This window comes from Rhodococcus sp. BH4, from assembly GCF_002079265.1.
Taxonomy (GTDB): domain Bacteria; phylum Actinomycetota; class Actinomycetes; order Mycobacteriales; family Mycobacteriaceae; genus Rhodococcus_F; species Rhodococcus_F qingshengii.
Map to the genome: position 1 here is coordinate 3,805,189 of NZ_CP014941.1, position 22,987 is coordinate 3,828,175.

A 22,987-nucleotide genomic window follows, 5' to 3' on the forward strand; every position below is an offset into this window, starting at 1 on the left:
TCGGTGGCCGGCACTATGGTCACCGTATGACTCGGTACGTGGCCCTGCTACGCGGTATCAACGTGGGCGGCATCAACATCAAGATGGCGGACCTGGCGAGAGTCTTCGGTGACCTCGGATTCCAAGGGGTGAAAACCGTGTTGGCCTCAGGCAACGTTCTGTTCGACAGTCCGAGCACCGACATCCCGACGCTGAAGAAACAGATCGAATCCGCCCTTGCCCGCGAGTTCGGCTACGAGGCTTGGGTGTTCGTCCTCGACCTTCCGACACTGCAGGCGATCGTGGACAACTACCCGTTCGAGCGCGAACGCGAGGGTTGGCATGCTTATGCGATGGTTGCCTCCGAGCCGGAAATCCTGGAGGAATTGAGCACTGCAGCAGCGCAACTCGATGCCTCGGTCGAGCGTGTGGCGGCAGGCGACGGAGTCCTGTACTGGGAGGTCGAGAAGGGGCAGACCGTCAAGAGCGCGTTCGGCAGGAACACCGGAAAACCGAAGTTCAAGGCGTTCACCACAACCCGAAACCTGAACACGCTCTACAAACTGCTCAAATGACGCTCGCCCCGACACGGAGCACCATCGCGTGACTCTTCTACCGATCCTGCTCGTCGCCCTCGTCCTCGTCTTCGCGATAGTGCGTCCACGCGGGCTTCCCGAGATCGTCATCGCCGGGCCGGCAGCTGTCGTCGTTCTCCTGACCGGCGTCGTAACTCTCGACGAAGCCCGCGACGAACTGGCGAGCATGGCACCCACCGTCGTCTTTCTGGTTGCCGTGCTGGTTCTCGCTCATGCCGCCGATGCTCTCGGCGTCTTTCGCTGGGTCAGCCAGATCCTGCAGCGAAAATCCCTCGCCGATCCACACCGGTTGCTGATCTATGTGTTCGGCGCCGCCGCCCTGACCACGGCGGTCCTGAGCCTCGACGCCACCGTCGTGCTGCTGACACCCGCGGTGATCGCGGCCGCACGATCCATCGGAGCAAGTCCCCGGCCGCATTCCTATGCCAGTGCGCACCTGTCGAATTCGGCGTCGACCCTGCTGCCGGTGTCCAACCTGACCAACCTCATCGCGTTTGCCGCAACAGGTTTGACGTTCTTGCACTTCACCGCATTGATGGCGTTGCCGTGGGTCGTGACGATCGCTGTCGAGTACCTGATTTTTCGACTGTTCTTCCGTTCGGAACTCGCGCGGGGCGACAGCGCCGAACCGCCGGTGGCAGCCAGATCTGCGCCTGCGCCGATTCTGCCGCTGACGGTGATCGGAATGACGCTGCTCGGTTTCGCGGTTTCGGGTTTCTTCGGGATCGAGCCCGCCTGGATCGCGGTGGTGGGTGCGAGTGTCCTGGGAGCGATCGCTCTGGCTCGGCACCGTACGACCGCCGCCAAGATGCTCTACGCTGCCGACCTCTGGTTCTGCGCGTTCGTCCTGGTTCTCGGAATCATCGTCGCCGGAGTCGCGAACGGGCCGGTGGGCGAATGGATTGCGCAGATCCTGCCAGGCGACACCAGCTACGGCTCACTGCTCTTTGTCGCCGCGGTAGCGGCGGTTGCGTCCAATCTCGTCAACAACCTGCCGGCAACCTTGCTGATGATCGCAGCGCTCGGAACGGCGGCACCTCCAGCGCTGGTGCTTGCGATGTTGATCGGCGTCAACCTCGGCCCCAACCTCACCTACGTGGGCTCACTGGCAACGATGCTCTGGCGACGAGTCGCCACCAGCGCGGGCGCACCGCCCACGCTGGCGACATTCACTCTGCTCGGGGTCATCACGACGCCGCTGACGCTGCTCGCCGCCGTGAGCGCCCTGTGGTTGGTGATCTGATCAGAGGCTGATCAGCCGTCGGGGCTCTTTCAGCGAAGGTGTGACGTGTCGTTGACCAACCGGACCGAGGCTCCCCCGTCGGGATAGAACTCGGTGATACTCAGCGACGCCAGATCCAGATGCAACCGGTACAGCAACGACGGCCCGGCATCGAGGGCCAGCTGCACCAAAGTCTTGATCGGGGTGACGTGAGAGACGACCAACAGCGTCGCGCCGCCGTAGGTCGAGATCAGGTCGTCACGCGCGGCGACGACTCGTTCGCGTACCTCGTCGAAACTCTCGCCGCCCGGTGGACGCACCGAAGTGTCCGAGAGCCATTCGCGATGCAGGTCCGGGTCACGCTCGGCTGCCTCGCGGAACGTGAGTCCGTCCCAGTCGCCGAAATCGGTTTCGATCAAACCCTTGTGCTCGACGACGGGTAAGCCGAGCACGCGGGCCGATGCCTCTGCCGTCTCACGGGTTCTGCCGAGGGGTGAGCAGACGATGGCGTCGATACCGCCTCGGTTCCCGAAGCGTCCGGCTGCGCCGGCAGCCTGCGCGCGGCCCAGTTCCGTGAGCTCCGGATTCCCACGTCCGGAGTACCGGCGATCGACCGACATCGCTGTCTGTCCGTGACGTAGCAACAACATTCGTGTCGGCTTGCCGGTGGTGGCGATCCATCCCGGAGAGCCGGCGATCTGCGGCTCCGACGTCTCTTCGGACGGCGCGGCAGGTGCAGCAGGTGCGGGGGCCGAAGGTGCGACTGGGCCGGTTTCGATGCCGGCAGCCGCGTCCATCGCCTCGTTGGCAAGGCGATCGGCATGAGAGTTCTCGCCGCGCGGAATCCACGTGTAGGTCACTCGCGAGAACTGCGTCGCCAGCTCGGCAGCGCGCCGCTGCAGCGGAATCATGTCCGGGTGCTTGACCTTCCAGCGCCCGGACATCTGCTCGACGACCAACTTGGAATCCATGCGGACGTCGACCGTCGACGCGCCGAGTTCACCGGCAGCGGTCAACCCGGCGATCAGTCCGCGGTACTCGGCGACGTTGTTGGTCGCGATACCGATGCTTTCCTTGCGTTCGGCCAACACCGAGCGCGAGGCGTCGAAGACCACGGCGCCGTAGCCGGCCGGGCCGGGGTTGCCGCGCGATCCACCGTCGGCCTCGACGATGACCTGCGTGGGATTCACAGACCGGACTCCTTGGTACGCACCATGATTGCATTGCACTCTGGGCAACGAACGACGACGTCGGCCGGTGTCGCGGCAATTCGGGAGATCTCGCCGCGGTCGATCTCGATCCGGCAAGCGCCGCATCGGCGTGCCTGCAGAAGCGCCGCGCCCGGTCCGCCCAGGGTGCGCTGCTTCTCGTAGACAGCAAGGAAATCGGCGGGGAATTCACCGACGAGTCGTTCACGATCGGCGGCGCAACGCTCCTGCGCCTTGTCCAGATCAGCGACGGCATCGTCGCGGCGACGCTTGGCGTCGATCAGCTTTTCTTCGGCCTGCGACAGCTGGGCACCGGCATGATCGTGATCGGCCTGCAACGCCTCACGCTGCTCCATCACTTCGAGCAACTCGTCTTCGAGGAGCCCCTGACGCCGGACCAGGCTGCCGAGTTCGTGTTCGAGTTCGGTGAGCTGCTTCGCCCCGACCGATCCGCTCTGCAGGAGTGTGCGGTCACGATCCTCGCGCTGACGAACCGCGTCGACCTCGCCTTCGAGCTTGCGAATGTCGCGATCGATGTCGTCGATCTGGATTTCGACGGCTACGGACGCGTCTTTACGGCTGATTCGCTCGGCCTCGAGACGTTCGACTTCCTGCTGCTCGGGAAGCGCTCCGCGTCGGTGGGTGATCCGAGTGAGCTCAGCATCCACCCCGGCGAGGTCGAGAAGCTTGGATTGCACCTGTGGTTCGACGTTCACGCTGTATAACTCCTGCTGTAAGTCCGATGTCGGCAGTGCTCGCGAAGGACGGCTCTCGAAGAACTGCTCTTGAATTGTTCGTGCAACCGTACCTTGCAGAGCGCTGCACTAATGCGCACTCAAACACCACGGATCGGTGCGAATTGTCGAAACCCGGCTTTCCCACTCCGGATTGTCGGCAAACGCGGCGTCGAGCACCGATTTCGCCTGTGCGCACCACGGGTATTCACTCGCCCAGTGCGCGACGTCGACCAGAGCCGGGCCACCGGCGCGTAGATGCTCGTCCGCGGGATGATGCCGCAGGTCCGCAGTGACGTAGACGTCGGCGCCCAGTGCCGCCACCACGTCGAGATACGAGTCGCCGGAACCGCCGCACACCGCCACGGTACGAACGGTCGCGTCTGGATCTCCGGCCGCGCGAACACCCCACTCGGTCGAGGGCAGTGAGCGCGCCACTCGCGCGGTGAATTCCCGCAAGGTTTCGGGGTGGTCGAGCTCACCCAACCGCCCCAGTCCGAGTGAACTGGGGAACGCTGCGAGTTCGAAGACATCGAAGGCCGGTTCCTCGTACGGATGGGAGGCACGCAATGCGCCCAGCACTGCGCTTCGCTTTCCGCGAGGGGCAATCACCTCCACACGATTCTCGCGAACCTGCTCCACAGCGCCGACGGTCCCGATCGTCGGATTCGCTCCGTCGGCGGGCAGGAACTGACCCGTACCGGTGACGGTCCAACTGCACTGGCTGTAGTCACCGATCCGCCCAGCCCCGGCCTCGAAAAGTGCATCCTGCACGGCCGATGCATTCTCCACCGGAACCATGACGACCCACTTGTCGAGCGGCTGCGTCGGCTTGGGTTCGATCGGGCGAAGCACGGTCAGGCCCAGAGCCTGCGCCAACGCGTCGGACACTCCGGGGTCGGCCGAGTCCGCATTGGTGTGCGCCGAGAACAGTGCGCATCCCGCCTTGATGAGCTTGTGAACCAACGCACCTTTGGGTGTGTGAGCACCGACGGTGTCCACCCCACGCAGCAGAAGTGGATGGTGAACGACCAGAAGGTCGGCACCGGAGGCGATGGCGTCGTCGACCACTGCCTCGGTCGGATCCACCGCGAAAACCACTCTCGTCACAGCGTCGGCCGGATCGCCGCAGACCAGACCGACCGAGTCCCACGATTCCGCCAGGGCCGGCGGATACGCGGATTCCAGCACGGCTATGACGTCCGCAAGGGTGGGGCCACTCACAAGATCTCCTTCATCGCTTCGATCAGTACCGCAACCTGCTCGGCTGGACGGACGGCCACGCGCAGCCGATCCGGGCCGAGTCCGGGAAAGGTGTCGCACCTGCGGACGGCGATTCCGCGGGCACGCAGGTGCTCTCGCATCGTGGCGCCGTCACGGACATCGATGAGCACGAACGGCCCCGCAGCGGGTTGGTGCACGGCAATCCCGATCTCGGTCAGTCGCCGCGACATGTCTCGGCGGTCCACGGCAATCGCGTCGGCTTTGATCCTCGACTGCTCGACGGCAAACGGTTCGCAGCACGCCGTGATGGCCTCGATCTGCAGACTGCCCAATGGCCAGTGGGCTCGGCCGTGACTGAGTCGAGCCAGAAGATCGGGAGAGCCGATCGCGTATCCACACCGCAATCCGGCGAGCGCCCACGTCTTGGTCAGGCTCCGAAGGACCAGTACATCCGCCGACTCGACACCGGCGATGCTCTCCGTTTCGCCGGGGACCGCGTCGCCGAAGGCCTCGTCCACCACCAGGATCCGGCCCGGCTGACGCAATGCCAACACATCGGCCTTGGGGTGAAGCACGGACGTCGGGTTGGTCGGATTGCCCAGAACGACAAGGTCCGCGGATTCGGGTATCTGCGCGGTCCGAAGCTCGAAAGGCGGCTCCAGAATCACTTGAGTCACCGGCACACCGGCCTCTCGCAGTGCCAGTTCCGGCTCGGTGAACGACGGATGGATCAGCGCTGCCGAACGAGCGCCCAGGCGCGGCAGCATCGCGAATCCCTCGGCACCGCCCGAGAGCAACAACACCTCTTCGGGCCGGCGCCCGTGCCGCTGCGCGACCGTTTCGCGTGCCTTCAGTTCCGCCGCGGCCGACGGGTACGAACCGAGCGTCGCCAGCCCTGCGGCCAGCCGATCCCGCAACCACTTCGGCGGGCCGGAGCCTTGAACGTTGACGGCAAAATCGAGTAACCCGGGCTCCGCTTCGACATCGCCATGATGTCGCAAGCTCTCCAGGTAAAACGTTCCGGTACTCACCCGGTCAGCCTACGGTCGAGCACCGTGCGCGGGCATCACCCCTGCCGTCCGGGACAATGAGTGCCGTGACGACACCACCGCTCGACCGCTTTCCCGTAGTTCTGTTCGATCTGGACGGCACCATCACCGATTCCGCTCCCGGCATTCACGGCGGCTTCCGACACGCGTTGGCAACTGTCGGCCATCCGGAGCCGACGGAAGCGATGTTGGCATCGGTGATCGGCCCGCCGATGGTCGACACCTTCAGGTCACTCGGTATGGCCCCGGCGGACGTGGATCGGGCGATCGCCGCGTACATCGAGCGTTACGACGCGACCGGGTGGCAGGAGAACTCGGTGTACGAAGGCATGGGCGTCGTCCTGGGTAAGGCTCGCGCGAGCGGCACCCGACTGGCCGTCGCCACCTCCAAGTCGGAGCGATTCGCCATTCGAATCCTCGAGCATTTCGGCCTGGCCGAGCACTTCGAGTTCATCGGCGGCGCGAGTGACGACGGAACTCGTCGGGCGAAACCCGATGTGATCGCGCATTCGCTGACCTCACTCGGGATCACTCCCGTCCTCGCATCCGACGGCGGAACCCCCGACGTTCTCATGATCGGCGACCGTGATCACGACGTGCTCGGCGCCGCGAAGTACGGCATCCCCACCGTCGTCGTCGAATGGGGCTACGGTTCCGCCGAGGAAGCGCGGCAAGCGTTTCGCTCCGTATCGTCGGCATCCGAACTGGGAGGACTTCTCGATGGCCGCCACTGAACCACTCCACGTGACTGAACCACTTCATGTGACGTTTGTGTGCACCGGCAATATCTGCCGGTCACCGATGGCCGAAAAGATCTTGCTCGCGCATCTGGACCGTGAAGGCCTCGCCGACCGAGTCCGTGTCAGCAGTGCAGGTACCGAGGGGTTTCACACCGGTAGCGAGGCCGACGAGCGGACCAACGTCGTGCTCCGAGCGGCCGGATATCCGACGGGCCACAGTGCCGCGCAGGTCAATGCAGATCATCTCGCGGCCGATCTGGTCGTCGCCCTCGACACCGGCCATGAACGTGAGCTTGCTCATCTCGGCGTGCCCACCGAGCGTCGGCGCCTACTGCGATCGTTCGACCCCGAGGCTGACGGAGAATCGGTTCCGGACCCGTACTACGGGGATCAGGAGGACTTCGAACTGGTGCGAGACCAGATCGAAGCAGCCATTCCCGACATACTCGACTGGATCCGCGAGCGGGCCTGAACCCGGAGCAAAATTCACTCCCGTTCGGGCAACGGATACCGTGGACGTGTGCGAAGACTGAAATTCCTGTTGCGGCCCGGTTGGTTGGTACTGGCAGCTGTGGTCGGGCTCTTCGCCTACCTGTGCTTCACCGTGCTCGCCCCATGGCAACTCGGCAAGAACACAAAGACCGAGCACCGCAATGATCTGATCTCGAACTCGATCAACGCGGAGACCGTGCCGATCGGTGACGTCATCGCCGATTCGACGATCGCACCGGACGACGAATGGCGAAACATCACCGCGGCAGGCACCTATCTGCCCGACGCCGACATCCTCGTTCGACTGCAGTCCATCGAGGGCGCACCGTCGTACGAGATCCTGACGCCTTTCCTTCTCGACGACGGCCGCACGATCCTCGTCAATCGCGGATACGTTCGGCCGATCAACGGCGCCGAGGCACCGCCCATCGCTGCGCCGCCGACCGATCCGGTCACTCTCAACGGTCGCGTGCGTCTGTCGGAAGGCACCGCGCCCGGCCGAGTTCCGATGTTCGAGAACGGCGCGAAACAGGTCTACTCGATCGACGCACAACCTATCGGCGAGTTCATCGGAACGGACCTGATCGACGCGTACATCCAACTCGAACCCGACCAGCCCGGCGGCCTGGGGACGATCCCTCTCCCCCAACTCGATGCAGGCCCCTACCTCTCGTACGGGTTCCAGTGGCTGGCGTTCGGCATCATGGCGCCGCTCGGACTGGCCTACTTCATTCGCGCGGAGTGGCGCGAACGTCGCAAGGAGAAGGCAGCTCAAGCAGCTGTCGACGGCTTCGCAGCGGACGACGCCGCTACCGAGACGACCCCGGAAGCGCCGGTATCCGCGCCTGCCGCACCCCCCGCCGAACCGACTCGTACCTTCAGCCGTCGCAAGAAGCCGGAGCCGGAATCAGTGCCGCTGACGGCGCAGGAAGCCAAACTTGCCGATCGATACGGCAATACCCGCTGAAATACCCGCTGACACCACAACTGCACTGATCTGCACCGCCGACGAAAGCCTCGACGCGCGGCGCAGATCGTTCGGCGTCGGCACAGTCCCGCGGCCGAGGACGGGACGCATCTCCACCCCGTGCGCGTACTCGGTCCGACCACCCAACGAAATGCCCAACGCCCCTGCCGCCGACGCTTCCGCGACGCCCGCATTGGGGCTTGGATGAGCCGCTGCGTCGCGTTTCCACGCTGCCAGTGATTCCTGAACCGAGCCGCCTACCACCGGTGCACACGCAGCCGTCAGCGCACCTGTCAGCCGAGCGGGGACGATGTTGACCAGGTCGTCGAACCTCGCCGCAGCCCACCCGAATCTGCGGTATTTCTCGGAGCTGTAGCCGATCATCGCGTCGAGGGTGTTGGCGGCGCGGTAGACGAACAGACCCGGCACGCCCGCAATTGCACCCCAGAACATTGCACCGACGCTTGCATCCGAGGTGTTTTCGGCGACCGACTCCAGCGCTGCACGCGTGAGGCCCTCCTCGCTCAGTACCGATGGATCGCGTCCACACAGTGAAGGGAGAAGCTCGCGCGCTTTCGTCAGGTCACCATCGACCTGTGACGCCTCCAATCGAGCGGCCATGTCGATGCCGGTGCGTGCAAGCGACGTCCCGCCGAGCACGGCCCAAGTAGCCATCGCTGTCGTACCCGTGACGGCCACCCAACCGGCCCGGCGCGACGCTGTTTCGGCTGCGAGCCCAAGTCCTGCGGTGCCGGCCAAGAGCACGGCAACATGAAGTGTTCCGGCCGCGCGCGAGTCCCGGTAGGACATCTTCTGCAGCGCGATAGCCGCGGTTCCGAAGCCGGCGACCGGATGGAACCGCCCCGGATCGGCGAAGACCCGATCCGCGACGAATCCGAGGAGAAGCCCGGCAGCTCGCGCGTTGAATCGAGATCGGGACGAGCGAACCGAAATGTGCACGAGCGTAGTTTTAGCAGCCACGCTCGTTCTCTGGCCAACCGTCACGTGTCTGCCCGAGCTGAGCACTACCTGTCCCAGTCGATCGTCAGATAGATCAAGCGGTGCATTCGGTTGATTTCCCAGACACGGGCAATCCCGGTCGCCAGTGCGTCGCTCTGGGAACGAACCCGGATCGTCTGCCCCGCGAACAACGCAACACTGAGACTGGGCATCTCGGCGATGTGTATGTGCGGACGGGTGGGATGCACGCGCGTCGGGTCGACGGCTACTTCGATCACAGAACTGGACATACGTCCAGAATGGCGTATTGCGGACAATTCGTTGCCGAAAATGAAAAAACCCCGATCTGCGTCGACGCAGATCGGGGCTTGAATTCTTCGGTGGGCGCGGAGGGTTTCGAACCCCCGACCGCTGGTGTGTAAAACCAGAGCTCTACCACTGAGCTACACGCCCGAACTCCCGGTGAGACCCTCACCGGGAGTGCTCTAAGACTCTAGCGCGGCAAGCGCATTTGCCCAAAGTCCGTGGTCACGGGCTTCTCCGGGGCCGTTCATCTCGGCAAAACGAATGATTCCGTCTTTGTCGATGACAAAGGTGCCACGATTCGCGAAGCCCAACTTGTCGTTGAACACCTCGTACTTCTGAGCGACCTCACCGTGCGGCCAGAAGTCCGACAGCAAGGGAAATGTGTATCCCTGCTCGGCCGACCAGATCTTGTGAGTCGGCGAAGCACCGACAGAAATCGCGAGAATGGCGGTGTCGTCGTTCTCGAACTTCGGAAGCTCGTCACGGACCTTGCAGAGTTCCCCCTGACAAGTACCGGTGAAGGCCAACGGATAGAAGACCAGCAGAACGTTCTTCTTACCGCGGAAATCTGCGAGCGAAACTTCCTGGTTGTTCTGGTCCTTCAAGGTGAAATCCGGTGCCTGGGCACCAACTTCGAGAGGCATGTGCGATTCCTTGGGAAAGTGCGGAAAGGACCGGGTCAGCGCTTGTTGGCCGGACGAGCCTTCGGCTGAACCAGTCGACTTCCCGACCAGTCACCGAGGTTGGCTGCCGATGTCTGCGTCAGGCCGGCAGTCGGCGCCGATTCGGCGATCTCGCTGGGCTCGACGTGTCCGTCGAGACCGGTCTTGGGAGTGAGAACCCACACGAAGCCTTCGTCGGCGAGGGGCCCGATGGCATCCATGAGGGCGTCCACCAGGTCACCGTCCTCGTCGCGCCACCACAGCAGCACGACGTCGATGACCTCGTCGGAATCCTCGTCGAGCATTTCCCCGCCGATGGTTTCCTCAACCGCGGCACGAATGCCGTCGTCGGTATCCTCATCCCAGCCCAGTTCCTGCACCACCATGTCAGTGGTAATCCCGAGTTTCTGAGCGTAGTTCTGGGCATCCGCCGCGGCGACCACGGTGGGGTCCTCCTTTTGTTGATGGTGTGTGGCGACCCCGCACACCTACCGTTTGACGATCAATTAGGGAAAGCGAACATGGTCTGAGGCGTTAGCGCAAGCCGACCACGCCGAAAACTTTCACCAAAGATCGTCTTCTGACACACGGCGAACCTTACGCCTGCGGATTACCGCAGGTCACAGGGATCCACATTCATCGAAGATCGACTTGCGAATCGAATTGCTCGCATCGCTGATCGAATTGATTTCATCCGCCGAATGATCACTCTCGATCACGACAGCAGATGAACGTAGGTTCGCGGCCAATTCGTCGAACAGTCCGGAGAGTTGCGCCGGAAGTTCACTCGAGACCGAGTGGAACCACGAGGCGGTGTCCCTGGCCGACGAAGCAGCAGCGCTTGCTTCGGCTCTCAGGTCGGTCTCACCATGATTTCCGGCGTCGACATAGGCGTTGAACGCGACCACGTCGTTTTTCGATCGAGAGACCGCTTCCTCACAGATCGCGAAAGCTGCCTCTGCCGCATCTGCCGCCGCTTTCGACGAGGACGCGGCGGCCATCGAAATACTCACCTCGGATTGGTATGCAGCCACGTGCGCTTCATTGGGTACTGCCGATCCGGTCACCGCCGCCGAACATCCCACGATCACCGACAGTCCCACTGCGATCGATCCGACCGAGACCCACGCCCCGACCCTGCCGTAATTGATTTCTTTGTTTATTTTTTCCCACCCCTTCATACGTTCCGATCGATCCCCCAAGCCTGTGACTACGGGGAACCATCACACCCCTGCGTCACGCCGAAAAACGCTACCCGAGAGTAACCAGAGGCGAGGTGTGCCGGACCGACCGGGATGGTGAAAGATGAGGTACGCGCCATATTCACGATGGAAGTGCGTCGGACCTAACAAGGCCTCGATCACCTATGTAAGGACGCCCCACCACGCGTCCCCAAACCAATGAGGAGCACACGTTGTCTGACCTGATCCAGGGTCCCGCGTCCGGGCAGAACGCCGATTCCGGCGCCGCCGGCGAGTCGGGTTCGCCCGCGTCGAATACGCCGGGGGGAACCGACGGTCGCGTTCGCGTCATTCGCGAAGGTGTTGCGTCGTACCTGCCGGACATCGATCCGGACGAGACCACCGAATGGCTCGAATCATTCGACGGACTTCTGGATCGATCCGGACCCACGCGTGCCCGCTACCTCATGCTCCGCATGCTCGAACGCGCCGGCGAGAAGCACGTCGCACTCCCCGCGCTCACTTCGACCGACTACGTCAACACGATTCCGACCGAAAACGAGCCGTGGTTCCCCGGTGACGAAGAGGTCGAGCGCCGCTATCGCGCCTGGATCCGTTGGAACGCCGCGATCATGGTCCATCGCGCCCAGCGACCGGGCGTCGGCGTCGGCGGTCACATCTCCACCTACGCATCCTCGGCAGCGTTGTACGAGGTCGGCTTCAACCACTTCTTCCGCGGCAAGGACCACCCGGGCGGTGGCGACCACATCTTCATCCAGGGTCACGCCTCCCCCGGCATCTACGCACGCGCCTTCCTCGAGGGCCGCATCCCCGCGGAACAGCTCGACGGATTCCGCCAGGAGAAGTCCCACGCCGACTTCGGCGGCGCACTGCCGTCCTACCCGCACCCACGGCTGCTTCCCGACTTCTGGGAGTTCCCGACGGTCTCGATGGGCCTCGGCCCGATGAACGCCATCTACCAGGCCCGGTTCAACCACTACCTCAACGACCGCGGCATCAAGGACACCACCGATCAGCACGTGTGGGCGTTCCTCGGCGACGGCGAAATGGACGAGCCCGAGTCACGCGGCCTCGCTCACGTCGCGGCAACCGAAGGCCTCGACAACCTCACGTTCGTCGTGAACTGCAACCTCCAACGCCTCGACGGCCCGGTCCGCGGCAACGGAAAGATCATCCAGGAACTGGAATCGTTCTTCCGCGGTGCCGGCTGGAACGTCATCAAGGTCGTCTGGGGTCGCGAGTGGGATGCGCTGCTGCACGCCGATCGCGACGGCGCACTGGTCAACCTGATGAACGTGACGCCGGACGGTGACTACCAGACGTACAAGGCCAACGACGGCGCGTTCGTACGCGATCACTTCTTCGGACGTGACCCCCGCACCAAGGAACTGGTCAAGGACCTCACAGACCAGGAAATCTGGAACCTCAAGCGCGGTGGCCACGACTACCGCAAGGTCCACGCCGCCTACGCAGCGGCCATGGCACACAAGGGCCAGCCGACGGTCATCCTGGCGCACACCATCAAGGGCTACACCCTCGGTAAGCACTTCGAGGGCCGCAACGCCACACACCAGATGAAGAAGCTGACGCTGGACGATCTCAAGGCGTTCCGCGACATGCAGCACATCCCGATCTCGGACGCCGAGCTCGAGAAGGATCCGTACCTGCCTCCGTACTACCACCCGGGCGCGGACGCTCCCGAGATCAAGTACATGCTCGACCGTCGTAAAGCACTCGGCGGGTTCCTGCCTTCCCGCAACACCGACGCTGCTCCGCTCAAGCTCCCCGAGGACAAGACGTACGACGTCATCCGCAAGGGTTCGGGCAAGCAGGAAGTCGCCACCACCATGGCGATCGTGCGCATCCTCAAGGAACTGTTGCGCGACAAGGAAATCGGCAAGCGCATCGTGCCGATCATCCCGGACGAGGCTCGCACGTTCGGTATGGACTCGTGGTTCCCGTCGCTGAAGATCTACAACCGCAACGGGCAGCTCTACACCTCCGTCGACGCCGAACTCATGCTCGCCTACAAGGAGAGCCCGATCGGCCAGATCCTGCACGAGGGCATCAACGAGGCCGGCTCGACGGCATCGTTCACCGCAGTCGGCACGTCGTACGCCACCCACGGTGAACCGATGATTCCGCTGTACATCTTCTACTCGATGTTCGGTTTCCAGCGCACCGGCGACGGCCTGTGGGCGGCCGCCGACCAGATGGCTCGCGGATTCGTTCTCGGCGCCACCGCCGGTCGTACAACTCTGACCGGTGAAGGTCTCCAGCACGCCGACGGACACTCCCTGCTCCTGGCATCCACCAACCCCGCAGCTGTCACCTACGACGCCGCGTTCTCGTACGAGTTGGCGCACATCGTCAAGGACGGCTTGCGCCGCATGTACGGCGGCACCGAGGGCGTCGACGGTTTCGGTGGCGAGAACATCTTCTACTACCTGACCATCTACAACGAGCCGTACGTTCAGCCGGCCGAGCCCGAAGGTCTCGACGTCGAGGGCTTGCTCAAGGGCATCTACCTCTACAAGACGTCCGAAGCATCCGGCCCGAAGGCACAGATCCTCGTATCCGGTGTCGCGATGCCCGAGGGGCTGCGCGCGCAGAAGCTGCTCGCCGACGAATGGGGCGTCTCGGCCGACGTCTGGTCGGTCACGTCCTGGGGTGAGCTGCGCCGCGAAGGCGTCGAATGCGAACGTCAGGCGCTGCTCAATCCGTCCGAGGATGCTCCGGTTCCCTTCGTCACCACGGCGTTGTCGTCGGCCCAAGGCCCCGTAGTTGCGGCTTCGGACTGGATGCGGGCGGTCTCGGACCAGATCCGTCAGTGGGTTCCCGGCGACTACACCACGCTCGGCACGGACGGGTTCGGGTTCTCCGACACCCGCACTGCAGCGCGTCGCTACTTCAACGTCGATGCCGAGTCCATCGTCGTTGCCGTGCTGATCGGTTTGGCGAAGGAAGGATCGATCGAGCGGTCGAAGGCCGTCGAAGCAGCGAGCCGATACCGCATCGACGACGTGAATGCTGCTCCCGAGCAGACCGGGGACACCGGTAGCGCCTAAGTCGTAGGGCAACAGTCCCAGCGATCGAAAACAGACCTACGCCCATCGCCGCGGGTGTCATCTCGACATCCGCTGCGGCGATGGGCGTAGGTTTTTCTCATGCCCGAACCTGATCCCGAGAAACCCGAAGAGGGCGTACGCCGCACTCGACCACAGTCGTCCGGGTTGCAGGCTGTACTCGCCCGCCGTCGTCAGGTTCGCGATCCACTTCCAGAAGCCTTGCTCCGCCGCGTCAAACAGTTCTCCGGCCGGCTCTCCACCGAGGCCGTGACCGTGATGGAGGAGCAGCTTCCGTTCTTCGACAGTCTCGACGCTTCGCAACGCGCCGACGTTCAACTGTTGGTGCAGACGTCGGTGGTGAATTTCCTGGAATGGCTGCGGCAACTCGACTCGGAGATCAGCTTCGGATACGAGTCGTTTCCGGTCATCCCTCAGGATCTTGCTCGACAGCTCACGCTGCGCCAGACCGTCGACATGGTCCGGGTGGCGATGGAGTTCTTCGAGAAATGGCTGCCGGCTCTCGCCCGCAACGATCAGCAGCTGATCGCGCTGACAGAAGCCGTCCTGCGCTACGGGCGTGAACTCGGTTTCGCAGCAGCGACGGTGTACGCAAGCGCTGCCGAGTCGCGGGGTGCCCTGGACACGCGACTGGAAGCGCTCGTCGTCGACGCCGTCGTGCAGGGAGACACCGGCTCGGACATGCTCTCTCGCGCCGCCACCTTGAACTGGGATGCCACGGCTCCGGCCACCGTCATCGTCGGGTCTCCCCCGCCGGACGAGCGGGTCTCGGTTGCCGGCACCGTCCACGCGACTGCCGCCGCGCACGGGCGCGCTGTTCTCGCCGTGGTGCAGGGTCCGCGACTGGTGATGATCGTCAGCGGCGAGCTGAGCAGTAAGACGGAAGGCAGCCAATTCCTTCAAGACCTGCTCATGAGTTTCGCCGACGAGCCGGTGGTGATCGGCCCGACGACACCCTCGTTGAGCGCAGCGCACTTCAGTGCGTCCGAAGCTCTGGCGGGAATCAAGGCTGTTGCCGGGTGGCGCGGCGCACCTCGTCCCGTTTTCGCGACTGAACTGCTCCCGGAACGGGCACTACTGGGAGACGCCGCTGCCGTGAAGGCTCTTCGCGATTTCCTCGTCGCACCTTTAGCTGAATCCGGCACAGTCTTGACCGATACTTTAGACAGTTATCTCGACTGTGGAGGTGCGGTTGAGACTTGTGCACGTCTTCTGTTTGTTCATCCAAATACCGTTCGGTACCGCTTGAAGCGAATCGCCGAAGTTACCGGCCGGGATCCAACGAATCCACGCGACGCGTATGTACTACGGATCGCCGCTACCGTGGGCCGATTGACACAAATCGATCTCAAATCGAACAATTCGGTTACTTCAGTCACATCTTTAACATCCGGACAAACAAACCTGTAACCCCTGAGCGTCCAATTTCGATGGCCGAGCGCGACGTGGGATTTTGTGGGAACCCTACAAAACACTTCGCCAGAGTTCATCGCGACCGACATCTCGCAGGTCGCTCGCGGCGGTGTTCTCTTAATAAGTGATTTCGTTGCTCGCCCCGGGACAGGGCTCTCAGACACCCGGCATGCTCAGCCCCTGGCTGGCACTGCCCGGAGCACAAGACCGCCTCGAAGTGTGGTCGAAGGCAGCCGGCCTGGACCTCGTCCGACTCGGCACGACCGCGACCGCCGAAGAAATCACCGACACCTCGGTAACCCAGCCCCTCGTCGTTGCCGCTGCTCTGCTGGCATACGAGGAAATCGAATCACGTGGGCTCCTCGGCGCCGACGTCATCGCTGCCGGCCATTCGGTGGGTGAGCTTGCCGCTGCTGCGGTCGCCGGTGTTATCGCCGCTGACGACGCGGTCGCGCTTGCCGCCCTCCGTGGCGCCGAGATGGCCAAGGCTTGTTCGCTCGAGCCCACGGGCATGTCAGCCGTTCTCGGTGGAGACGAAGCCGAAGTGCTCGCACGAATCGAAGAACTCGGGCTGGAAGCAGCCAACCGCAATGCGGCCGGCCAGATCGTGGCGGCCGGACTGCTCACCGCGCTCGAAGAACTCGCAGCAAACGCACCCGAAAAGGCCCGAGTCCGCGCACTACCCGTCGCCGGAGCTTTCCACACCCGCTTCATGGCGCCGGCGCAGGACGCCGTCGCAGCTGCTGCCGCCAAGATCACCCCTTCCGATCCGACGCGCACGCTGCTTTCCAACTCGGATGGCGCACCCGTCTCCTCGGGCGCCGACGCCCTCACCAAGCTTGCCGCGCAGGTAACCCGCCCCGTTCGTTGGGACCTCTGCTCCGCGTCGTTGCGGACAGCAGAAGTCAGCGCGATCGTGGAACTCCCGCCGGCCGGAACCCTCGTCGGAATTGCCAAGCGTGAAATGCGTGGCACACCGACGGTGGCCCTCAAGAACCCGGAGGATATCTCCGCACTGTCCGAGCTGACCTAGCTCGGACGCCCACCCGGCCGATCAGCCCGAACGGCGGCCGGACGTTTCACCCCACCTCAATCGATCAAGAAGGGAGCCACACCAGTGGCCCACACTCAGGAAGAAATCATCGCGGAACTCGGCCAGATCGTGGAGGAGGTCACCGGTATCGAGCCTTCCGAGGTCACCGTTGACAAGTCCTTCGTGGACGACCTCGATATCGACTCCCTGTCCATGGTCGAGATCGCCGTTCAGACCGAAGACAAGTACGGCGTGAAGGTCCCCGACGAGGATCTCGCAGGCCTGCGCACCGTCGGCGACATCGTCGCGTACATCCAGAAGCTCGAAGCCGAAGGCGCCGAAGCCAAGAACGCAGAGTGAGCCGACCGTGACTTCCGCTTCTACCCGCAAAGGGAAATTCCCCGACATCGTCGTCACGAGCCTCGCGACGTCGACCTCGGTGGCTGGTGATGTGGATGGCACGTGGAAGGCGCTCCTCGCCGGCGAAAGCGGCATCGGAATCCTCGATGACCCGTTCATCGACGAGTTCGACCTTCCCATTCGCATCGGCGGGCACCTGAAGGTTTCACCGGACGAGGGCTTGTCCCGCGTCGAAATTCGACGGATGAGCTGGGTGGAACGCCTTGCCCTCACGTTGAGTCGCACGGTCTGGAGCAACGCCGGCAGCCCTGAAGTCGATCAGGACCGCCTGGCCGTTGTCATCGGCACCGGACTCGGCGGCGGCGACACGCTCATCGACGCCGTCGACAAGCTCCGTGGCGGCGGATACCGCAAGGTGTCCCCGTTCTCGGTACAGATGGTCATGCCCAACGGACCGGCCGCAACGGTCGGACTCGAACTCGGGGCCCGCGGTGGCGTCATCACTCCGGTGTCGGCATGTTCATCAGGTTCCGAGGCAATTGCTCACGCTCACCGCATGCTTGTCATGGGTGACGCGGACATGGTTGTGGCTGGTGGAGTCGAGAGCTTCATCGACGCCGTTCCGATCGCGAGCTTCGCCATGATGCGTGCGATGAGCACCAACAACGACAATCCGGCCGCAGCTTCACGTCCTTTCGACAAGGACCGCGACGGATTTGTCTTCGGCGAAGCCGGCGCCTTGATGATCCTCGAAACCGAGGAGCACGCAAAGGCACGCGGGGCAACGATTCACGCCCGCCTGCTTGGTTCCGGAATCACTTCGGACGGGTACCACATCGTGGCACCGCATCCGGAAGGCCTGGGCGCGGCGCGAGCCATGACCCGAGCAATCGAGATGGCCGGACTGACGAAGTCCGACATCAAGCACATCAACGCCCACGCCACTGCGACGCCGATCGGTGACATCGCAGAGGCAAAGGCAATCAACGCAGCGGTCGGCAATCACGCTGCGGTGTACGGCCCGAAATCCGCGCTGGGACACTCGATCGGCGCTGTCGGCGCCCTCGAATCAGTCCTCACGGTTCTGGCAGTGCGTGACGGGATCATCCCGCCCACGCTCAATGTTGACAGCCAGGATCCAGAAATCGATCTCGATGTCGTCAAGGGTGAACCCCGAACCGGCTCTTTCGATTTCGCACTGAACAACTCGTTCGGTTTCGGTGGGCACAATGTCGCGCTCGCCTTCGGTCGGGCCTAGCCCGAACCGCGGTTTGCACCTGTCCGCGGGTGTCGTTGCAACACAACGTCACCCGCGGACAACACCGACCTTTCGTTCCACCCAAGGCTCGTACTGAAGGAGGACGCGATGACCATCCTGGCCCCCGTGACAAAGTCCGAATCATCGACAGACCCGCGCGATCCTCTTGCGCGCCTGGAAAATCTGTTCGACCCCGGCACAACAGTGCCGCTCCACGCCCGTGACAAGTCCGGTGTGCTCGCCGCGTCCGGAAACATCGACGGCGTCCGCACCATCGCATACTGCTCCGACGCCACTGTCATGGGTGGCGCCATGGGCGTCGACGGTTGCAAACACCTCGTCAAAGCCATCGATACCGCCATCGAGGAAGAGTCCCCGATCGTGGGCCTCTGGCACTCCGGTGGCGCGCGTCTGGCTGAAGGCGTCGAGGCGCTCCACGCCGTCGGACTGGTCTTCGAGGCCATGGTCCGCGCGTCGGGTCTCATACCTCAAATTTCCGTCGTGCTCGGCTTTGCCGCTGGCGGAGCCGCGTATGGTCCAGCCCTCACCGATGTCGTGATCATGGCGCCGGAAGGCCGAGTGTTCGTCACCGGGCCAGACGTAGTTCGTAGTGTCACCGGCGAACAGGTCGACATGGTGTCACTCGGCGGTCCGGACACACACACCAAGAAGTCGGGTGTCGCGCACATCGCCGCACACGACGAGGCCGACGCATTGCACCGCGCGCGCCGCCTGGTCTCGATGATGTGCGAGCAGGGCGAATTCGATCAGCGGGCAGCGGAACTCGGCGACAGCGATCTGCGCGCCATGATGCCTGCCTCCGCGAAACGCGCGTACGACGTTCGTCCGATCGTTCACGAAATGCTCGACAACGTCGAAGGCGAGTCGAGTTTCGAAGAACTGCAAGGCAATTACGCTCGGAGCATCGTCACCGGTTTCGGCCGGATGGCCGGACGCACCGTTGGCGTCATTGCGAACAACCCACTGCGACTCGGGGGGTGCCTGAACTCCGAAAGTGCAGAGAAGGCCGCTCGATTCGTGCGACTGTGCAACGCATTTGGCGTGCCGCTCGTGGTCGTCGTCGATGTTCCCGGGTATTTGCCGGGCGTCTCGATGGAGTGGGAAGGCGTTGTCCGACGCGGAGCGAAGTTACTTCACGCCTTCGCCGAGGCAACGGTCCCCCGCGTCACCGTCGTCACTCGAAAGATCTACGGCGGCGCCTACATCGCGATGAACTCGCGAGCACTGGGAGCCACGGCCGTATTCGCTTGGCCCAACTCCGAAGTAGCCGTGATGGGTGCGAAGGCTGCTGTCGGCATCCTGCACAAGCGGGCCCTCGCAGCTGCACCGGACGACGAGCGTGAAGCATTGCACGACCGACTCGCTGCCGAGCACGAGGCAATCGCGGGCGGCGTCGACCGCGCGGTCGAAATCGGCGTCGTCGACGAGGAAATCGACCCGGCGAAGACTCGCAGCATCGTGACCGCTGCCCTCGCGTCTGCACCATCTGTCCGCGCGCGGCACAAGAACATTCCGCTCTGACAACCCTGGACAGCAAGGTGGGCCTCGCCGATACGGCGGGGCCCACCTTTGTCATTCAAGTCTTTGTCGTTCAAGCCGCGAGAGCACTCCGGGTTCAGGATGGACCTCGGTCAGCTGACACGCCTTCGCAGCCATGTCACTTCGGCACCTTCGCCTGAACTCCGGAAGGGTTCGAGTTCCTCGTCCCACGGTGTACCTATCGCCCGATCGATTTCCGCGGCGATGTCTCCACCGGAATTCATGATGGACCGCAGTTTCATCTCCCCTACGACGACATCACCGTTCGCACTGGTGGATCCGCGCCACAGGCCCAGACCGGGCACATGGCTGTACCGTTCGCCGTCGACGCCATGACTCGGGTCCTCGGTGACCTCGAACCGCAACATCGGCCACGCGCGTAGCGAGTCGACCAGGCGGGCACAGGTTCCGACGGGACCCGTCCAGTCCGTCGTCGCACGCAGAAGCCCGTCGTAGGCAGGCTGTGAGGTCCATCTGAGCTTGGCAGGGCTGTCCAACGTGGCGGACAAAGCCCAATCCACGTGCGGGCACAGCGCCGCGGGCGACGAGTGGATGTAAACCACACCAGTCGTCACGTCCGCGAATTGATTCATTTCGCGCACTCGAGCCTCCTGCTTCGACGAGGGACGTCTTCCCCAACGACCTCTGTCGAGTTCGTGCAGCACGCTCGATTGAACAGTGTGCCTTGTGTTACCCGTGTTGCGCCAGTGGAAGGAGAGAAATTTGTGCTCTACCGCGAAACTTCACCGACCACGCCATCCGACAATTCGGTCCACAAAGGCTTGGCCCAATCACCGAAATCGCGATCGGTAAGCACGACGCACGCAGTATCGATCGTGGGATCGACCCACAGGAACGTCCCGGACTGGCCGAAATGACCGAAGGTAGCGGCCGAGTTCTCGAGACCCGTCCAATGCGGACGCTTGTCGCCCCGAATTTCGAATCCGAGCCCCCAGTCGTTGGGGCGCTGAGAGCCGTAACCCGGAAGAATTCCGTTGAGCCCCGGGAACTGCACAGTTGTCGCCTCTGCGAACGTCTGCGCCGAGACCAGAGTCGGCGAGAGCAGTTCAGCCGCGAACTTGGCCAAGTCGTCTGCCGATGCCTGCGCACCGTGACCGGCCGGACCGACAAGAGCCGCGCTGGTCATCGCCAACGGCGCGAACACCGCCTCGGCCAGATAGTCGGCAAATTCGATCTCGGTCTCCCGGGAAACCAACTCGGCAAGCACCTCGAACCCCGCACTCGAGTAAATCCGCTTCGACGCCACCGGCGCCTGAACAACACGTTCGGCGAATGCCAATCCCGAAGCATGTGCGAGGAGATGACGAACGGTCGACCCCTCAGGCCCGGCCGGCCCATCCAACTCGACCGCCCCCTCCTCCACTGCCACGAGAATCGCGTAGGCGCACAACAATTTTGTCACCGAAGCCAGGGGGAAAACATGCGCCTGGTCGCCACTGAAACCACGAATGCGGTCGCCCTCACCGGGATTCTTTCCGGAGAGGACGACCGCTGCCGCATTGTCGACCGGCCACTGCTGGATTACGTCGAGACTGTGAGTACTGGGCACCCGATCAGACTACTGGCACAAGGGTTGCGCTTCCGATCACCAGTCAGCTTCGGTGTAGCGGATGACGCCGCGGATGTTCTTGCCATCCAACATGTCCTGGTAGCCGTCGTTCACGCCTTCGAGCGTGTAGGTCCGAGTCACCATGTCGTCGAGGTTCAGCTTGCCTGCCTTGTACATCGCGAGGAGGTTCGGCACGTCCTGGCGAGCGTTGCCACCGCCGAAAATGTTGCCCTGAAGGTCCTTCTGAAGCATCGCCATCAGGAACAGGTTCAGCTTCACATCCATGTCCGTCAGGTGCCCCATTGCGGTGACGACACAACGGCCGGCCTTTGCCGTCAGAATCATCGCTTCTTCGACGTACTCACCCCTCATTTCGCCGACGGTGATGATCGTCTTCTGTGCCATGCGGCCATACGTAGCGTCGATGATCGGCTGAATGGCAGCGGCAGCGCTTTCGAAAGCGTGCGTTGCGCCGAACTTCAGAGCCTGCTCACGCTTCCACGGCACGGGGTCGATGGCAAAGATGTACCGGGCGCCCGATGCAACTGCACCCTGTAGCGCACTGATACCGACGCCGCCGACACCCATGATCACAACGTCTTCGCCGGGCTTCACATCGGCGATGTGGGTTGCCGATCCCCAACCGGTCGGGACGCCGCAACCGACGAGTGCGGCAACCTCGAACGGAATATCCTTGTCGATCTTCACCACTGACGACTGGTTCACGACCATGTAGGGCGAGAACGTCCCTAGCAGGCACATCGGGATCACGTTTTCGCCGCGAGCCTGGATCCGGTAAGTGCCGTCACTGATGGCCTGGCCGCTGAGGAGGCCCATCCCGAGGTCACACAGGTTCTGATGACCGGCCGAACACGCCGGACAGGTTCCACAAGCCGGAATGAAGGACAGAACGACGTGGTCGCCGACCTCCAGACCCTTGACCTCCGGGCCGAGCTTGGTGATGACGCCCGAACCCTCGTGCCCACCCATGACGGGGAACGACGGCATCGGGGTCGCGCCGGTGACGATGTGGTGATCGGAGTGGCACATTCCGGCCGCTTCCATGCGAATCTGAACTTCGCCGGCTACCGGCTCACCGATCTCGATCTCCTCGACGGACCACTTTTCATTGAGGCCCCACAGGATTGCACCCTTGGTCTTCACGTCACTTCACCCTTTCATTCGCACACCCGCATCTATCTCTGTGACCATAGCCACAAATCTGCGAAATTGGAACGTGTTCTAACGAAAGATTTTGCACTGCAGGTCAGACGTCCAAATGACCTGGCACAACCGGCGCGGCAACAACGGAATAATGACCCACTGAGTGGGACAGGCCACACGGGCACCCGAAAGTAGAGCCGCC

The 22,987-nt window shown here is 63.3% G+C and carries 23 protein-coding genes and 1 tRNA gene; 11 read left to right on the top strand and 13 right to left on the bottom strand.

Going from position 1 to position 22,987, the window contains the following annotated elements:
- Positions 1 to 26 precede the first annotated feature (26 nt).
- Together A0W34_RS17465 and A0W34_RS17470 are read left to right on the top strand one after the other, a co-directional pair.
- Positions 27 to 554 (top strand): DUF1697 domain-containing protein, encoded by a 528-nt coding sequence (locus A0W34_RS17465; RefSeq protein ID WP_007735458.1) that lies wholly within the window; start codon positions 27 to 29, stop codon positions 552 to 554.
- Between the two features lie 28 nt (positions 555 to 582).
- Positions 583 to 1,818 carry an SLC13 family permease gene (locus A0W34_RS17470; RefSeq protein WP_081558005.1) on the top strand — a complete coding sequence of 412 codons (1,236 nt, stop codon included), beginning with the start codon at positions 583 to 585 and terminating at the stop codon, positions 1,816 to 1,818.
- A 29-nt stretch (positions 1,819 to 1,847) separates the two neighbouring features.
- On the opposite strand, the gene A0W34_RS17475 is transcribed toward A0W34_RS17470, so the two are convergent.
- The 4 genes from A0W34_RS17475 to cobC all read right to left on the bottom strand — a co-directional run bounded on the left by A0W34_RS17475 (position 1,848) and on the right by cobC (position 5,994).
- Positions 1,848 to 2,987 (bottom strand): bifunctional RNase H/acid phosphatase, encoded by a 1,140-nt coding sequence (locus tag A0W34_RS17475; protein ID WP_081558006.1) that lies wholly within the window; start codon positions 2,985 to 2,987, stop codon positions 1,848 to 1,850.
- On the bottom strand, positions 2,984 to 3,721 hold the full coding sequence (locus A0W34_RS17480; protein ID WP_081558007.1) for a zinc ribbon domain-containing protein: 738 nt from the start codon (positions 3,719 to 3,721) through the stop codon (positions 2,984 to 2,986). Before A0W34_RS17480 ends, A0W34_RS17475 begins: the two co-directional genes overlap by 4 nt.
- Before the next feature lie 108 nt (positions 3,722 to 3,829).
- A complete protein-coding gene (locus tag A0W34_RS17485) occupies positions 3,830 to 4,963 on the bottom strand; it encodes a Nif3-like dinuclear metal center hexameric protein (protein ID WP_030537562.1) in 1,134 nt (377 codons plus the stop codon).
- A complete protein-coding gene (gene cobC / locus A0W34_RS17490) occupies positions 4,960 to 5,994 on the bottom strand; it encodes an Rv2231c family pyridoxal phosphate-dependent protein CobC (RefSeq protein ID WP_081558008.1) in 1,035 nt (344 codons plus the stop codon). The genes A0W34_RS17485 and cobC overlap by 4 nt, the downstream gene beginning before the upstream one ends.
- A gap of 56 nt (positions 5,995 to 6,050) precedes the next feature.
- Here cobC and A0W34_RS17495 point away from each other — a divergent pair, with 56 nt between their 5' ends.
- Genes A0W34_RS17495 through A0W34_RS17505 form a run of 3 tightly spaced genes read left to right on the top strand, consistent with a single transcriptional unit; the run spans position 6,051 to position 8,211 of the window.
- Complete coding sequence (locus A0W34_RS17495) at positions 6,051 to 6,746, top strand: HAD hydrolase-like protein (protein ID WP_081558009.1); 696 nt, start codon at positions 6,051 to 6,053, stop codon at positions 6,744 to 6,746.
- On the top strand, positions 6,733 to 7,224 hold the full coding sequence (locus A0W34_RS17500; RefSeq protein ID WP_007735468.1) for a low molecular weight protein-tyrosine-phosphatase: 492 nt from the start codon (positions 6,733 to 6,735) through the stop codon (positions 7,222 to 7,224). Before A0W34_RS17495 ends, A0W34_RS17500 begins: the two co-directional genes overlap by 14 nt.
- Positions 7,225 to 7,272: 48 nt before the next feature.
- The gene (locus tag A0W34_RS17505) at positions 7,273 to 8,211 is read left to right on the top strand and encodes an SURF1 family cytochrome oxidase biogenesis protein (protein ID WP_081558010.1); all 939 of its coding nucleotides are present in this window, start codon (positions 7,273 to 7,275) and stop codon (positions 8,209 to 8,211) included.
- On the opposite strand, the gene A0W34_RS17510 is transcribed toward A0W34_RS17505, so the two are convergent.
- The 6 genes from A0W34_RS17510 to A0W34_RS33445 form a co-directional block, all read right to left on the bottom strand.
- Positions 8,152 to 9,171: a cobalamin biosynthesis protein gene (locus A0W34_RS17510; RefSeq protein ID WP_081558011.1), complete on the bottom strand. Its 1,020-nt coding sequence runs from the start codon at positions 9,169 to 9,171 to the stop codon at positions 8,152 to 8,154. The genes A0W34_RS17505 and A0W34_RS17510 overlap by 60 nt on opposite strands.
- Before the next feature lie 65 nt (positions 9,172 to 9,236).
- The gene (locus A0W34_RS17515) at positions 9,237 to 9,461 is read right to left on the bottom strand and encodes a hypothetical protein (protein ID WP_081558012.1); all 225 of its coding nucleotides are present in this window, start codon (positions 9,459 to 9,461) and stop codon (positions 9,237 to 9,239) included.
- A gap of 91 nt (positions 9,462 to 9,552) precedes the next feature.
- A tRNA-Val gene (locus A0W34_RS17520) sits at positions 9,553 to 9,624 on the bottom strand.
- Between the two features lie 32 nt (positions 9,625 to 9,656).
- Complete coding sequence (locus tag A0W34_RS17525; protein WP_003941619.1) at positions 9,657 to 10,121, bottom strand: peroxiredoxin; 465 nt, start codon at positions 10,119 to 10,121, stop codon at positions 9,657 to 9,659.
- Positions 10,122 to 10,156: 35 nt separating this feature from the next.
- Positions 10,157 to 10,582, bottom strand: a complete 426-nt coding sequence (locus A0W34_RS17530; protein ID WP_003941575.1) for a DUF3052 domain-containing protein — start codon at positions 10,580 to 10,582, stop codon at positions 10,157 to 10,159.
- Between the two features lie 177 nt (positions 10,583 to 10,759).
- Positions 10,760 to 11,320, bottom strand: coding sequence for a hypothetical protein (locus A0W34_RS33445; protein WP_232329876.1), 561 nt, complete (start codon positions 11,318 to 11,320; stop codon positions 10,760 to 10,762).
- A gap of 233 nt (positions 11,321 to 11,553) precedes the next feature.
- Here A0W34_RS33445 and aceE point away from each other — a divergent pair, with 233 nt between their 5' ends.
- From aceE to A0W34_RS17570, 6 genes are all read left to right on the top strand, one after another.
- Positions 11,554 to 14,409: a pyruvate dehydrogenase (acetyl-transferring), homodimeric type gene (aceE, locus tag A0W34_RS17545; protein WP_042445740.1), complete on the top strand. Its 2,856-nt coding sequence runs from the start codon at positions 11,554 to 11,556 to the stop codon at positions 14,407 to 14,409.
- A gap of 99 nt (positions 14,410 to 14,508) precedes the next feature.
- Positions 14,509 to 15,837 carry a PucR family transcriptional regulator gene (locus tag A0W34_RS17550; protein ID WP_003941635.1) on the top strand — a complete coding sequence of 443 codons (1,329 nt, stop codon included), beginning with the start codon at positions 14,509 to 14,511 and terminating at the stop codon, positions 15,835 to 15,837.
- A gap of 127 nt (positions 15,838 to 15,964) precedes the next feature.
- The gene (locus A0W34_RS17555) at positions 15,965 to 16,873 is read left to right on the top strand and encodes an ACP S-malonyltransferase (RefSeq protein ID WP_081558014.1); all 909 of its coding nucleotides are present in this window, start codon (positions 15,965 to 15,967) and stop codon (positions 16,871 to 16,873) included.
- An 84-nt stretch (positions 16,874 to 16,957) separates the two neighbouring features.
- Entirely contained in the window at positions 16,958 to 17,233 is a 276-nt protein-coding gene (gene acpM / locus A0W34_RS17560) for a meromycolate extension acyl carrier protein AcpM (protein WP_003941649.1), read from the top strand.
- A gap of 7 nt (positions 17,234 to 17,240) precedes the next feature.
- On the top strand, positions 17,241 to 18,491 hold the full coding sequence (locus A0W34_RS17565; protein WP_003941591.1) for a KasA/KasB family beta-ketoacyl-ACP synthase: 1,251 nt from the start codon (positions 17,241 to 17,243) through the stop codon (positions 18,489 to 18,491).
- 108 nt (positions 18,492 to 18,599) lie between these two features.
- Positions 18,600 to 20,033: an acyl-CoA carboxylase subunit beta gene (locus A0W34_RS17570; protein ID WP_003941597.1), complete on the top strand. Its 1,434-nt coding sequence runs from the start codon at positions 18,600 to 18,602 to the stop codon at positions 20,031 to 20,033.
- A gap of 110 nt (positions 20,034 to 20,143) precedes the next feature.
- Here A0W34_RS17570 and A0W34_RS17575 read toward each other — a convergent pair whose 3' ends face one another.
- The 3 genes from A0W34_RS17575 to A0W34_RS17585 all read right to left on the bottom strand — a co-directional run bounded on the left by A0W34_RS17575 (position 20,144) and on the right by A0W34_RS17585 (position 22,785).
- On the bottom strand, positions 20,144 to 20,653 hold the full coding sequence (locus A0W34_RS17575) for a DUF3145 domain-containing protein (protein ID WP_042445731.1): 510 nt from the start codon (positions 20,651 to 20,653) through the stop codon (positions 20,144 to 20,146).
- A gap of 128 nt (positions 20,654 to 20,781) precedes the next feature.
- Complete coding sequence (locus tag A0W34_RS17580) at positions 20,782 to 21,621, bottom strand: serine hydrolase domain-containing protein (RefSeq protein ID WP_007735479.1); 840 nt, start codon at positions 21,619 to 21,621, stop codon at positions 20,782 to 20,784.
- A gap of 36 nt (positions 21,622 to 21,657) precedes the next feature.
- Complete coding sequence (locus A0W34_RS17585; RefSeq protein WP_007735481.1) at positions 21,658 to 22,785, bottom strand: NDMA-dependent alcohol dehydrogenase; 1,128 nt, start codon at positions 22,783 to 22,785, stop codon at positions 21,658 to 21,660.
- Positions 22,786 to 22,987: the final 202 nt, after the last annotated feature.

Bases quoted from the DNA above. Each gene is read 5' to 3' on its own strand.
- A0W34_RS17500 (WP_007735468.1), top strand. From the start codon at position 6,733: ATGGCCGCCACTGAACCACTCCACGTGACTGAACCACTTCATGTGACG.
- A0W34_RS17525 (WP_003941619.1), bottom strand. From the start codon at position 10,121: ATGCCTCTCGAAGTTGGTGCCCAGGCACCGGATTTCACCTTGAAGGAC.
- A0W34_RS33445 (WP_232329876.1), bottom strand. From the start codon at position 11,320: ATGAAGGGGTGGGAAAAAATAAACAAAGAAATCAATTACGGCAGGGTC.
- A0W34_RS17515 (WP_081558012.1), bottom strand. From the start codon at position 9,461: ATGTCCAGTTCTGTGATCGAAGTAGCCGTCGACCCGACGCGCGTGCAT.
- A0W34_RS17465 (WP_007735458.1), top strand. From the start codon at position 27: ATGACTCGGTACGTGGCCCTGCTACGCGGTATCAACGTGGGCGGCATC.
- A0W34_RS17550 (WP_003941635.1), top strand. From the start codon at position 14,509: ATGCCCGAACCTGATCCCGAGAAACCCGAAGAGGGCGTACGCCGCACT.
- A0W34_RS17570 (WP_003941597.1), top strand. From the start codon at position 18,600: ATGACCATCCTGGCCCCCGTGACAAAGTCCGAATCATCGACAGACCCG.
- A0W34_RS17495 (WP_081558009.1), top strand. From the start codon at position 6,051: ATGAGTGCCGTGACGACACCACCGCTCGACCGCTTTCCCGTAGTTCTG.